This is a genomic window from Rhizobium sp. RHZ02 (assembly GCF_014851575.1).
GTDB lineage: Bacteria > Pseudomonadota > Alphaproteobacteria > Rhizobiales > Rhizobiaceae > Rhizobium > Rhizobium altiplani.
In genome coordinates this window covers 44,870-56,999 of the sequence record NZ_JACUZX010000029.1, presented here as the reverse complement: position 1 = coordinate 56,999, position 12,130 = coordinate 44,870, and the positions used below count along the sequence as shown (strand labels likewise).

Below are 12,130 nucleotides of genomic sequence, written 5' to 3'. Positions count from 1 at the left end.
TTGCACGGAGATAGATAGCGCATCGCTATGATTTACCAAGGCCGCTGATGCATGGCTGCCCTTCCGATCTTGCACGCTAATTGAGCCAATTCGTGAGCATCCTTGCCAGCGCCCGGCAGCGCGCCGCCCATCTAAAACAGCTCGATCACAGCCAAACACAAGGGCTCGCCCGATCCGCGACCTCAGACCGATTTTGGTGAGACAGTTCTGCCTTGAGGACCGGGAGAAGTAGGCCCGAGAAAACCGCCGTGCATAGGTGGGACGGCCAACGCGGCAAAATCAGGCTGGGGCGTCTAGGGCGGATGGCGGCAGAAACGCCAGGTTCCCGAGAAAAAGCCTCGCTTCACGCGAGGCCGATTCTCTATTCGCAAACCGTTCTATACCTGGTGATATAGTGGTGGTGGCTTCGGTGCTGGTAAGGCACCCTCCAGCATACGTCGCGGCGGGCGTAGCGCGGTCCGTCATAGTCGTAATCACGGTACCTTGGGCCGTATCGGTAGTAACGAGGCGGTGGTGAATCATCATAATACCTGTGGCCGCCGGAACCGAACTCGAAATAGACACCTTGGGCGTCGGCAGGAGCACTCACCAGTACTGCTGCGAGGCCGGCCATTGCGATGATCAACCGTTTCATGGTCAGTCTCCTTTCTCTGGAGATCAACGCGCCAGGCCTGCATATGGTTCAGGTTTTTGAGGTCCTATAGGACCTAAGTCCTACAAGAGCCGGCTGAAAAGACGACAAAGGAAAAGCCCCGCGGTGTCGGCGGGGCTCTCTAATATCGTTGCACTTCAAAACAACGTGCCTAGGGCGGCACGACCTGAGCGAAAAACGCCGGTGGTTCGCTTCTGTTCCCAACCATTGTTCGTTTTGTCCACTAAGATCGATGCGCACACCCGCGCGCCACGTCGATCAGCGTGTGCAACTGTTTCTCGTCACGGACTCCCTGGCGATAAAACTCGATGATGATTGAGGCGATCCGATCGGATTCGTCCGAGGACGCTTCGATCCCCTGCTCGTTGCGGATGTGATCGAGCACCCGATGGCAGACTGACAGATCCATGGAATGTAGCGGCTCGTCGCGACGACTGTAGCGCTTATGTGACATGGTGGCTCCCCTTCCTCGACAAGCAGAAAGGAGCCCCGCAAGCGGGGCAGATGACAGGGACTTTTGGAAAGGCCAAGGCGGGCGTGCGGATCGCCTTGGAACTGTGCCTAAAACGCTGCGCCACACTGTTGGTTCCCACAGTCTTTTTTGCCGTGCGAAAGGACCGGCGGTGGCTCAAGTTCGCCGGAACAGCGTCATTGGCTGGCAGTCTCGGCACTGGTGTTGCTGGAGAATGGCGAGACACATTCGCGCCTCGGTCGGCCGTACGGCTGGTATGTATTGTCGTTTGCCCGATAGGACGCATAACGCGCAAAGCACCACGCGAGATGGTCTGGGTTTCCACTCACCGATCCAGTGATCTCCATCGATGGGGCGGCGAGGGGCGACACGCAGATGCGGATTTGACCGCTGTAGGAGTGATAGGTGTCACGGGCACGATCGTAGGACCGGTATCGCGACGCGCACCATTGTTGATGCTCGTTACGAAGTGACGCCGAGGCGGCGTCCGTCGATGAGTCCTCGGACGCGGAATTTGCTACCACGTCCGCCTTGGGCTTGGGTGCTGCGGATGTAACGGGATAGGCCGCTGACACAAGGGGCGCAATCCGCTCGAACTTCTGACTACGTGCGTCAACCCGCTCGGGAGATGCAGTCCAAAGGTTCGGTGTATCCAGATTCGCGAACTGCCGCCCATCAGGCACGGCGAGGATGTAGGTGGCGGCCGCAGCCCCGATGAAACAGGCCCCGACAGCCGAGGCAATGCCGAACAGCATCGTTGCAATCGCTCTCATGACAGCTTCCCTACCCTCATGACTGATGCATGCGCCCTCTGCGCTCGATCTGCGGAGCCGCACGACGCCTTAAAATGGCGCCTTGCGGCTGCCCCATGGCGAGGCGGCGCAGGCCCGGTCGAGATAATCGCGATCAGCCAAGAAACCCGTGCGAGGGAACTTTGTTCCGCGTCACTATCGTCTTGCCGGCAATACCCGAGCCAAGCGCCGCCGGCGGCGTCTATCCGATCGCCACTGCCCAACAATCATGGATAGTTTCTTGTGTTCCATGTCTCTTCTCCGTGGACGACAAGGCGCACGCTACGTACGGCATCGAGCCGCAGCGTATGTCCTTGACGTCAATTTGATTGGGGTTGGTTGCGCGCAGCATAGCCGCGCTCTCGAACCAGGATCAGTTGAGAACCCGGATAACCTTGCGCGATGAAGGCTCGACGATCAAACGCTCGTCGTGCACGACCGCGTATGCAAACTTCGGATTGGTGTTAGGACAACGGTCTCCGGAAGCGGCTGACCGACGACGATCTTTTCCTCGACGACGACCCGTGCCTGCGGAGCCGGGACCTCGCGGACATAGGTGACAACCGTCTGCGGCGGTTCAAGCATGGCGCCAACTGCCGCACCGGTCACACCGCCAACAGCCGCGCCCACCGGTCCACCGACAATCGCGCCGGTGGCCGCGCCGCCAACGGCGCCATTGACAGTGGACGATTGTGCGAATGCCGCGCCAGACGCAAAGATCAATGCTGCGACCGCGCCAATAGATTGTTTAATAAGCATATTCTCCTCCTTGAAAAGGCGACCCGACGGGCCGCTCTTGAAACCAACGAGGCAAAATCCTCCCGGTTCCACTTGTCAGACCTCGGTCGGAGACGAAACCCGACTTCGGTCCGATCGTCGTCTCAGGTGGACGGATGGGGAATTGGTGATGGAATGGCAGCGGGCGAAGGTCATCTAACCGATGAGGGCGCGCAAACCATTGCTGGAGAGGCGACGGGAGGATCCCGTGCAACGAGGGCGCGCAGCCGTCGGACGGATCGCCCTTCGGCAGGCGCTACCGCCCGTCAGTAACTGCAGGACCGGCCGTCGCTGGGTCTGAAGCCGTCGGAGCAGGCTCGATTCATTGAATCTCCCGGCTCATAGCCTGACGCATTGCCCATCGAGTTCGGGGGCGTCCCGCAGGCCGACAGAAGCGTGGAAAGACTGATCATCGCTCCAGCTGCTACAAATGCCCGAAATCTGCTCATTCATGCTTCTCCTGGCTGCAGCGGTTTACGAGAAAGAGATGTTAGACGAAAGCGGCCCCGCGCTAAACCGCTGTCCCCTGCTTCCATTCAAGCTTCACACAACCCATGCGCCGATCAATGCCTCTGCCTCGAACCGGTGGCTGCCAATTGACACCGTGTCAAGCTGAAAGCTCGTCATCTCAAAGTCGCTGACGCAATTATCGTCCATTTCATCGCTCGCCGAACCAGTCTCTGGTTTGCAACCCACCGACACGATTACGGATTCTGACATTTGCTGATAATCTGGGAGCCGCCACGGTCAGGCCTATCCGGCCTCGCCCTATGCAACTATCGCGTTCTTTTCCTCGTGATGGTCTGGCCGAAACGGTCATGTCGGGCGTTTTTCAGGACCGGCATGAGTCAAACAGTGAGGATGATTATGAGTATCGTCACAATAATGCGTGGATCTTCGCTCGTCTCATCAGTGCTCGCCTTGGCAATAGTGGCGTCACCGGTGGCGCTTCCCCGTGAAGCGATTGCCCAAACCGACATCAGCATACACATCGGGATCGGTAGCAGCCTCAATAGAGGTCGAGGGATAACCTGTAGTCAGGGTGAACGACTGCTTCGCAATCGCGGCTTCCGCGATGTTCGTCGGGTCGACTGCCGTGGCAGGTTCTTCATCTATCGTGCGTGGCGAGGCAACACCCGCTTCGAGATCGCAATCCGTCGAACTGACGGCCGCATTGTCGACATGCACCGCATTAGCCGCCGGCGATAGCTGCAAACCTCCACGCTGCTCTAATGAGAACTCGCTGCTTTAACGCCGACGGGATGCACGCGCCTGTGTCCCGGCGCGGGGCTTGGATGACGGAAGCTACTTTCGATTTTGTGACAAAGTTTGTGACAGAATTGGCAGAATGGCCAGAACTCCCGCTTGGGAGTTTTTTTCTAACTGCTTACTTTTCTTGAGGTTTTTGGTGGGTGATGTAGGGCTCGAACCTACGACCCGCTGATTAAGAGTCAGCTGCTCTACCAACTGAGCTAATCACCCGTAACCGCCGTGTTGCGCGGTGTGAGGGGGCGTATAAACAGGATCGTTCGGCTTGTCTAGCGCCTGCCTGAAAATTCTTTGGTTAAATGCGAAGATTTTTGCGCATGGCTGAAATGCAATGAAATCAAAGGTCCAGCGTTCCGCTTGCGATGCGCACAGCCTGCCCGCCGATCCGGGCATTTGAGATCGTTCCGCCTTCAACATCCATGTGCAGATGAATGAAGGATGGCCGGCCCATTTCCACGCCCTGCTCGATCGTCATGCCATGGTGCCCGTCCGTCAGACGGTCGAAATAGTGAATGGTGCCGGAGAGCGCGGCGGCAGCCGACCCGGTCGCAGGGTCCTCCACGATCCCCATGCCGCTCGCAAACATCCGCGCATGGAATTTCGCCACATGGTTCACGCCGCCCCGGCAGTAGATATAGGCCGAGGCAAGCGCGCCATCCACGAAGGGAACGGTCTCTTCCCAAAGTTGCGGGTCGAACTCCATGTGCTGCGCGGCGCCGACGTCGTGCACCGGCACCATCAGGTACGGCACGCCGGCGCTCCACAACGACGGTACGTGGTTCTCAAAGCCGATCTCGGTCATCTTCAACGACAAAGCATTGGCGATTCCAAGCTTGTCGAGCGGCATCGTGATCTGCTGCGACTTCCGCGGCAGGTCGAACTCGGCAAAACTCGCCTCGCCTTCCCGCAGGCGAACGGCGCAACGCACCGGTCCGACATTTTCCTCCAGCACCGAAACGAGATCGATGCTCGAGCCGCCATGCGCCTGCTCGGCGAGAGCGATCGCCGTTCCAACGGTCGGATGCCCTGCAAAGGGAAGCTCCCGCCCGGGCGTGAAGATGCGGATTCTCGCCGTGTAAGCGGGATTACCCGACGGCTGCACGAAGACCGTTTCCGAAAGGCTCATTTCCTTGGCGATCGCCTGCATGGCGTCATCGCTCAAATCGTCACCATCGAAGATAACGGCGAGCGGATTTCCGGCGAGCTTGCGGTCGGTGAACACGTCATAGACGCTGTAGCTTCGCCCCACATCGGCCTCCTGATGGTCTCGATCCTCGTTTCGCCAACCTGCCCGACCGGACGACCGAGCGCAAGGCGTTAAGCGCCGCGCCGTTCCCGGAAGTACCAGTCGATGACGGGGAGCATCGCAATATTGTAGGGGTGTGCCTTCGGGTCGGCCGAACGTATAGCAACCGCGCCGGCAATCTCCTTGTCGTCGGCAACCAGCATGTGTGCGTGGATCTTCTCTATCATGTCATCGGCGGTCAGGTCGAAGCGGAAGAGACGCAGCACAGTCACCGTGCGCCTGACATGGCTCGCGTAGTAGCGATCGCCGGCCTTGGCCTCGTTGAGGTCAAGCCCCGTCTCCTCCATCACCTCGCGACGCATATTGCCTTCGACGTCGCAACGACCTTCGCTGACGTCCTCGGGTTCGAGGGAACCGGCAGCGAAATAGACCTGGCCGGGATTGGCCGTATGGCTCCCCATGCGGATAGCCACCAGCGCGCCGTCCGAGGTTTCGAGGACCGGATAGGCGAACAGATGGATGCCGCCTTGCCGGCTCGGTTGGCGACGCCACCACATGAATGTAGAAAACGGGATGACATGGCCCTCGCCTGCTATGCCGGCATCGGTTAGAGCCAGCCGCTCCTGAAAGACCATGCGGCCGTCGAACAGCGCCGGGTTTGCAGCCGTTTCCTTCGCCCAGTTCTCCCGGATCGCCTCGTGCTCCGCGACATAAAAGGAATGGTCCCCGGCGAGAACGCGAAGGTCCAGCCCAGCAATCGGAAATACGGTCTGCTCCGGCGGCCAGCCGGCGAAATCCTCGGAGAAATGCAGGTTCATATCAAATCCAGTGTCATGACAACGGGGCAATGGTCGGAGGCCTTTGGCCGGTCCCAGCCGGTGCGAGGATAACGCTCGACCTCCTGGCCGGTCGGGAAGGCCGTGCGGTAAGGCTGTCCATGTCGAACGATCTCCGGCAGGCGTCCGACATTCGTTCTGGCGAGCGCCTTCGAGAGCCAGATGTAGTCGAGCTGACACAGCCATTGCTCTTCGGGTCCACGGGCATGGTAGAGCGTCCAGCGGTCGAGCGGATCACGGCGGCGCACGACATTCTCCAAAAAGCCGTCGCGACTGAAGACGTCGAGCGCGCTGATGCTCTCGACCTGATGCTCGAAGCGGTAGCCCGTTTGGCGGCGCCCGATGACGTCGACGCGCTCCTGATAATCGTTCATGTCACCACATATAACGAACCTCTTGTCATCGGTATGACCGTGAAAGCGGTCCTCGATGATACGGCGAACCGCCAGCGCCTCGGCCCGCCGGATCGGCATGGTGCCGAGCCTGCTGTCGACGCCATTCGTGCGCGGCCCGTCCATCGACTTGAAATGGACCACGTAGAGCGACAGCGCGACGCCACCGATCTCGAGCTCCAGTTCCAGGCAGTCGCGCTTGAAGATCTTGTCGTCGATGCGGTTGGTCAGCGCCAATTGGTCGTTGAAAAGCCCCAGATCGCGATAGGTGAGCATTGCATGGCTCTTGATCTGCTTGAGCTCGATCTTCTGCCCGTCACGTGTCTCTTCCCGCATCAGGACTGCGACGTCGATCCCGCGGCTGTCGTTGCCCTCGACGAGATATTTTTGCCGGTAACCGTTGCCGACCATCCTGAAGAGATAGCCGTATTCGAAGGCTTGCAACGCCTCCATGTTGTCGACTTCCTGCAGGCAGAGAATGTCGGCGTCGGCGTCGGCAATCGCGAGCGCCGTCATCTGTCGGGTATCGTCGGTGGAAGCGATCACCCGCGCCTGCTCGAGCTGCTGGTAGACGCCTTCACTGCGCACTTCGAAAAGCTTGATGACCCGGTCTTGGCGCAACTGGTTGCGGAAGCCGGTAAAGTCGAAACGCGTCATGAGGTTTTCGACGTTGAAGGTGGCAATGCGAAGCGACATCGAACATTTCCAATTGGCGTTATGCCATTAGTAGTGGCTAAGCCCCGCTTCGGAAAGACGTTTCGCGATCAGAGACGCCAGGCGGCGCGCGCAACGACCCACACGCTTTCGCCGACCCGCAAGCGCTCACGGTTGAATGCGCGAAGCACCTGTCCGTCACCAAGCAGCAACTTCACGGCGTAGCGTTCGCCTTCGTAGAGGATCGACTCGACGCGTGCTGGAACGCCTTCACCAGCAATCAAGACGTCTTCCTGGCGCACCAACACATCCACTCTCGGCTGGTGCCTCGCCTCGTGAGACAGCATGGGCTCGAGAGCGTTCCAATCGAGAAGCCTGATGTCACCAACTGGAGATGAAAGCGAGAGGATCGCACCGCGACCGATCAGCCCACCGACCAGCCGGCCCTCTGGCCGGGCGTAGATCTCCGCAGGCGGCGCAGCCTGCAGAAGGCGGCCCTCGGACATGACCGCAACATCAGTCGCAAGTGCCATCGCCTCGCTCTGATCGTGCGTCACATAAACCATGGTCGCTCCGGAGCGCTGGTGGAATTCGCGGAACGTTTCCTCCATCTCTTGCTTCAGGTGCCGGTCGAGATTGGCAAGCGGCTCGTCGAGCAGCACGACATCAGGTGACGAGACAAGGCAGCGGGCCAATGCCACGCGCTGTCGCTGGCCGCCGGAGAGATCGGCGGGACGCCGCTCGGCATGGTCGGCGAGCCTCACCGTCGCCAGTGCCTCGCGGACCTTCTGTCTGTAGGACTCGCCGGAGATGCCGCGCACCTTCAGAGGATAGCCGACATTGTCTGCGACGCTCATATGCGGCCACAGCGCATAGGATTGGAACACCATTGCCATGTTGCGCCGTTCCGGTGGTAGCGACCTCGAGGCGTTTGCAAGCAGCCGCTCGCCAAGATGGATCGAGCCGTCGGTTGGCGCCTCGAAACCGGCGATCATGCGCAGAACAGTTGTCTTGCCGCAGCCAGACGGTCCGAGCAGCGCCAGGAAGCCGCCATGCCGCACTTTCAGGGAGAAGTCGGCGACCGCCGCGCGCCCGGTACCGAAGTCCTTGGCAAGATGGTTGAGGATCAGTTCCGCCACGGTACGACTCCTCTCGGCAGGCGTTTTGCCATCAATTCCAGGAGAAGCATCATGAAGACGACCATAAGAACGACGAGCACGGAGAGCGCCGACGCGAGATCGGAACTACCGCTGTCGTCGAGATTGTAGATGGCGACGCCAAGCGTCTGCGTCCCGGCCGACCACAAAAGCGCGGAAATAGTCAGCTCATTGCAAGCGATCAGGAAGACCAGGATCACCGACGCGCCGGCAGCGGGCGCGATCAAGGGCACTATGATGTCGGCGAGCCGCCGGAAGAAGCCCGCTCCCGAAAGCTTTGCCGCCTCCTCCAGTGCCGGATCGAGCTGATGGAACGCACTGACGACAGGCTTCAGGCTAACGGCAAAGAAACTGGAGAGGTAGGCGATCAGAATGATCCAGATCGTTCCGTAGAGCGTCACATGCAGGATCGGAATCGGTGCGGCAAACACCAGAATGAAGCACACGGCCATGACGATGCCGGGCAGCGAATAGGGAATCTCGATCAGGCTCGAAACGATCCGGCCCAGCAGGTCCTTCCGCCGGGTCAACGCGTAAGCCGTCAGCACGGTCACCAAGAGGAGACATAGCGCCGTCCCCGCCGCGAGATTGAGCGAATTGGCGAAAGCCGTGCGCGTGACCGCCTGACGGAAGAGAATTTCGTAGAAGGCGCTTGCCGACAGGGTCTTGAAGGTCAACGGCACGCCATAGGCCGGCACGAGTGCACCGGCGAGGAGAGCGAAGAATGGCGCTACCAGCATGAAGAAGATGCAGAGCCAGAGCAGCGGCTGCAAAAGGAGCTTCCAGCGCCCCAACTCGAAGGCCGCGGTCGCGCCCGAAAGCCCGAGGACGCGGTAGTCGCGTCCGCGCAGGGCGCGATCCTGAATGGCAAGCCCGGCAACGGAAATGATCGCGATCAGTGCCGAAAGCACTGCAACGTCGCCGAAAGTACGGCTCGTAAAGGCGGAGAACTTAGTGAAGATAAGTGTCGGAAGCGTGTAGATCGAGGCGGGTATGCCGAGAATGGCGGGAATGCCGAAGTTGCCTGTACAGGATACGAAAGAGATTGCGGCACCGGCAATGATGCCCGGCAACGAAAGCGGCAGGATGATATCGCGGAAGACCCGAAAGCTGCCCGCCCCAGCAAGACGCGCCGCCTCGACACCATCGCAAGGCAACGCCATCAGGCCTGCACGGAGGGCGAGATAAACGAGCGGCGCGTGCTGTACTCCGTAGAGCAGCGAAATGCCCCCGACCGAATAAAGCGGCTGCGGCGATCCAAGCGGAGGCGCAAGGTGCAACGCCTTCAGCAGTGGGCTTGACGGCCCGGACATCTGCACCCAGGCAAGCGCCGTCACCTGCGGCGGGATCATCATCGGCAGGACGAACAGGAAGCTTAGCGCTCCCTTGCCGCTGATATCCGTCAGCGTCAGCAGGAACGCGAAGGCGCAGCCGATGGCAAGCGAGATCAGTGTGCCAAGAATGGCCGTGGCGAGCGTGTAGTAGGTTGCCGCCCAAAGGGCAGGATCGCTGAGCACCGCGCCGACGCCGCCCTTTGCGAGCGCCGCAATGCCTGTCATCGCGAGCCGCGCTAGCGGCAGCACGCTAAGTATCAGGACAATGATAACGACAAAAGGAAACAGCCAAGCAGGCTGGCTGTTTCCAGGACGAACATATCCGCGCATCTGCTTTCCGGCGGCGATCAGTTCGAGCCGTAAATGCCGGAAAAGGTCTTGAGGTCCTGATCGGTAGTCTTCAGCGCCTCCGCGGCATTGACTGGCAGCACCTTGATGCTGTCACGAGCCGGGAAGCCTTCCGGCAGCTTCATGCCGTTGCGGGCGGGGATATAGCCGAGCTTGAGGAAGCCTTCCTGCCCCTTTTCAGAGAGCACGTAATCGACGAATTTCTTCGCCGCATCGGCATTCTTCGAACTTGCGAGAATACCGACCGGCTCCGTGACGGCGGAGACGCCTTCCGTCGGGAAGACGAATGCGACCGGCGCGCCCTTGGCCTTTTCGCGGATCGGCATGTAGTCGACGATCATGCCGAAGGCTTTTTCACCCGAGGCAACCTACTTGAGCACAGCACCGTTTCCACCTGCGGCGGTCGCGCCATTGGCGGCAAGATCCTTGTAGAAATCCCAGCCGAGGCTGCTGACGCCGGCCAGCGTCTGCGCATGAATGAGGGCTGCACCCGACGTCAAGGGGCTCGGCATGGTCACGAGACCCTTGGCTTCGGCCTTCGTCAGGTCCTTCCAGCTGGTCGGCTTGAACGCGGCAGAGGTGTTGTAGACGATGCCTGTCGTGATCAGCTTGGTCGAATAGTAGTAGCCGTCACCGTCGTAGAGTGCCGCGTCGTAGCCGGCAGCTTCCGGCGACTTGTAGGCGAGCAGTTTGCCGGCTTTCTTCAGACGCTCGAGCGTCACCGTGTCGGCGATCAGCAGGACGTCGGCGACGGGATTGTCGGCCTCGATCTCCGCCTGCAGCTTCGCCATGATCTTGGGCGTGCCATCGCGCACCCAGTCTACCTTGACGTCCGGATTGGCTGCCATGAAGCCATCCACGGTTGCCTGCGCGTCCTCGTTCGGCTGGCTCGTATAGAGGACGAGATTGGCGGCGGAGGCTGGGATTGCAAGCAAGCTCGCTGCGAGTAGCGCGGCGGCGGAAACGATCGTCTTCATGATTGGTCCTCGGTGGTGGGAGACCCGTTCCTTAGCCATCGCGGATAACATGATTGTGACAGTCGGCTTCGGTACCAAGACGTCGGACATCTGCCCTTGACCCACCTTCCCCGCCCCTATCTTCTACCGCACGTTTTGACTTGTGCATTTTGGAGGAGCGCAAATGGAATACCGGCTTCTTGGCCGTTCTGGCCTGAAGATTTCGACCTTGACGATGGGCACCATGACATTCGGTGGCCAAGGCTGGGCAAAGATGGTTGGCGATCTCGGCGTTACCGAGGCACGCAGGCTTGTCGACCTGTGCATAGACGCCGGCGTCAACCTGATCGACACTGCCGACGTCTACTCGCAGGGTGTTTGCGAGGAAATCCTCGGCGAGATCATCGGCGGGCCGCGCAAGGACGGCGTTCTCATCGCCACCAAGGCGCGCTTTCGCATGGGAGACGGCCCGAACGACACCGGCCTGTCGCGCTATCACTTGATCGGCGCCTGCGAGGCCAGCCTGCGGCGCATGAAGACTGACGTCATCGACCTCTACCAGCTTCACGAGTGGGACGGGCAGACGCCACTGGAGGAAACCATGGAGGCGCTCGATACACTCGTGCGCCAGGGCAAGGTCCGCTATGTCGGCTGCTCCAATTTCTCCGGTTGGCATATCATGAAGGCGCTCGGCGTCAGCGCGAGGGAAAAGCGGGAGCGGTTCGTCAGCCAGCAGATCCACTACACGCTCGAAGCACGCGATGCGGAATATGAACTCCTTCCGATCAGCATCGACCAGGGCCTCGGTGTCCTCGTCTGGAGCCCGCTTGCTGCCGGCCTGCTTTCGGGCAAGCATCGACGCAACCGGGCAGCACCTGAGGGTTCGCGGCAGTTCTCAGGCTGGACCGAGCCGCCGATCCGCGATGAAAACCGCCTCTGGAATATCGTGGAAACGCTGGTGGCGATCGCCGATGAGCGCGGTGTCTCGGCAGCCCAGGTGGCGCTTGCCTGGCTGATCGGCCGCAAGGCGGTCACGTCTGTCATCATCGGAGGGCGCACCGAAGCCCAGTTCAAGGACAATCTCGCCGCGGCCGAGCTGAAGCTGACCGAGCAGGAGCGCAGTCGACTGGACGCGGTCAGCCTGCCGCCCGTGCTCTATCCGTATTGGCACCAGCTGAACACGGCCAGCGACCGGCTGAGTGAGGCGGACCTCGAATTGCTCGGCCCACACCTCAATCGATAGTTG

The 12,130-nt window shown here is 60.4% G+C and carries 11 protein-coding genes, 1 tRNA gene and 2 pseudogenes; 1 reads left to right on the top strand and 13 read right to left on the bottom strand.

Going from position 1 to position 12,130, the window contains the following annotated elements:
- Positions 1-361: 361 nt before the first annotated feature.
- From IB244_RS27105 to IB244_RS27050, 13 genes and pseudogenes are all read right to left on the bottom strand, one after another.
- Entirely contained in the window at positions 362-634 is a 273-nt protein-coding gene (locus IB244_RS27105; protein WP_082728603.1) for a hypothetical protein, read from the bottom strand.
- 241 nt (positions 635-875) lie between these two features.
- The gene (locus IB244_RS27100) at positions 876-1,106 is read right to left on the bottom strand and encodes a hypothetical protein (protein WP_113471427.1); all 231 of its coding nucleotides are present in this window, start codon (positions 1,104-1,106) and stop codon (positions 876-878) included.
- A 194-nt stretch (positions 1,107-1,300) separates the two neighbouring features.
- Positions 1,301-1,897 (bottom strand): BA14K family protein, encoded by a 597-nt coding sequence (locus tag IB244_RS27095; protein ID WP_192306240.1) that lies wholly within the window; start codon positions 1,895-1,897, stop codon positions 1,301-1,303.
- 391 nt (positions 1,898-2,288) lie between these two features.
- Positions 2,289-2,674: pseudogene (locus tag IB244_RS27090) on the bottom strand (DUF1236 domain-containing protein).
- A gap of 284 nt (positions 2,675-2,958) precedes the next feature.
- Entirely contained in the window at positions 2,959-3,141 is a 183-nt protein-coding gene (locus IB244_RS32565; RefSeq protein ID WP_082728602.1) for a hypothetical protein, read from the bottom strand.
- 487 nt (positions 3,142-3,628) lie between these two features.
- A complete protein-coding gene (locus IB244_RS27085; protein WP_210258390.1) occupies positions 3,629-3,907 on the bottom strand; it encodes a hypothetical protein in 279 nt (92 codons plus the stop codon).
- Positions 3,908-4,098: 191 nt separating this feature from the next.
- Positions 4,099-4,174: transfer RNA gene (locus IB244_RS27080), tRNA-Lys, on the bottom strand.
- Positions 4,175-4,298: 124 nt separating this feature from the next.
- Complete coding sequence (locus tag IB244_RS27075) at positions 4,299-5,210, bottom strand: PhzF family phenazine biosynthesis protein (protein ID WP_192306239.1); 912 nt, start codon at positions 5,208-5,210, stop codon at positions 4,299-4,301.
- A gap of 68 nt (positions 5,211-5,278) precedes the next feature.
- Entirely contained in the window at positions 5,279-6,025 is a 747-nt protein-coding gene (locus tag IB244_RS27070) for an NUDIX hydrolase (protein ID WP_018858637.1), read from the bottom strand.
- On the bottom strand, positions 6,022-7,131 hold the full coding sequence (locus IB244_RS27065) for an endonuclease/exonuclease/phosphatase family protein (RefSeq protein WP_192306238.1): 1,110 nt from the start codon (positions 7,129-7,131) through the stop codon (positions 6,022-6,024). The genes IB244_RS27070 and IB244_RS27065 overlap by 4 nt, the downstream gene beginning before the upstream one ends.
- A 68-nt stretch (positions 7,132-7,199) precedes the next feature.
- Positions 7,200-8,228 (bottom strand): ABC transporter ATP-binding protein, encoded by a 1,029-nt coding sequence (locus IB244_RS27060; protein WP_192306237.1) that lies wholly within the window; start codon positions 8,226-8,228, stop codon positions 7,200-7,202.
- Complete coding sequence (locus IB244_RS27055; RefSeq protein WP_192306236.1) at positions 8,216-9,910, bottom strand: ABC transporter permease; 1,695 nt, start codon at positions 9,908-9,910, stop codon at positions 8,216-8,218. The genes IB244_RS27060 and IB244_RS27055 overlap by 13 nt, the downstream gene beginning before the upstream one ends.
- 17 nt (positions 9,911-9,927) lie before the next feature.
- A pseudogene (locus IB244_RS27050) lies at positions 9,928-10,905 on the bottom strand (ABC transporter substrate-binding protein).
- A gap of 163 nt (positions 10,906-11,068) precedes the next feature.
- Between IB244_RS27050 and IB244_RS27045 the strand changes: the two are divergent.
- The gene (locus tag IB244_RS27045; RefSeq protein WP_018858642.1) at positions 11,069-12,127 is read left to right on the top strand and encodes an aldo/keto reductase; all 1,059 of its coding nucleotides are present in this window, start codon (positions 11,069-11,071) and stop codon (positions 12,125-12,127) included.
- The last annotated feature ends 3 nt before the right edge of the window (positions 12,128-12,130 follow it).

Coding starts and splice junctions, on each gene's coding strand:
- IB244_RS32565 (WP_082728602.1), bottom strand. CDS start 3,141: ATGAGCAGATTTCGGGCATTTGTAGCAGCTGGAGCGATGATCAGTCTT.
- IB244_RS27105 (WP_082728603.1), bottom strand. CDS start 634: ATGAAACGGTTGATCATCGCAATGGCCGGCCTCGCAGCAGTACTGGTG.
- IB244_RS27070 (WP_018858637.1), bottom strand. CDS start 6,025: ATGAACCTGCATTTCTCCGAGGATTTCGCCGGCTGGCCGCCGGAGCAG.
- IB244_RS27045 (WP_018858642.1), top strand. CDS start 11,069: ATGGAATACCGGCTTCTTGGCCGTTCTGGCCTGAAGATTTCGACCTTG.
- IB244_RS27065 (WP_192306238.1), bottom strand. CDS start 7,131: ATGTCGCTTCGCATTGCCACCTTCAACGTCGAAAACCTCATGACGCGT.
- IB244_RS27100 (WP_113471427.1), bottom strand. CDS start 1,106: ATGTCACATAAGCGCTACAGTCGTCGCGACGAGCCGCTACATTCCATG.
- IB244_RS27055 (WP_192306236.1), bottom strand. CDS start 9,910: ATGCGCGGATATGTTCGTCCTGGAAACAGCCAGCCTGCTTGGCTGTTT.
- IB244_RS27095 (WP_192306240.1), bottom strand. CDS start 1,897: ATGAGAGCGATTGCAACGATGCTGTTCGGCATTGCCTCGGCTGTCGGG.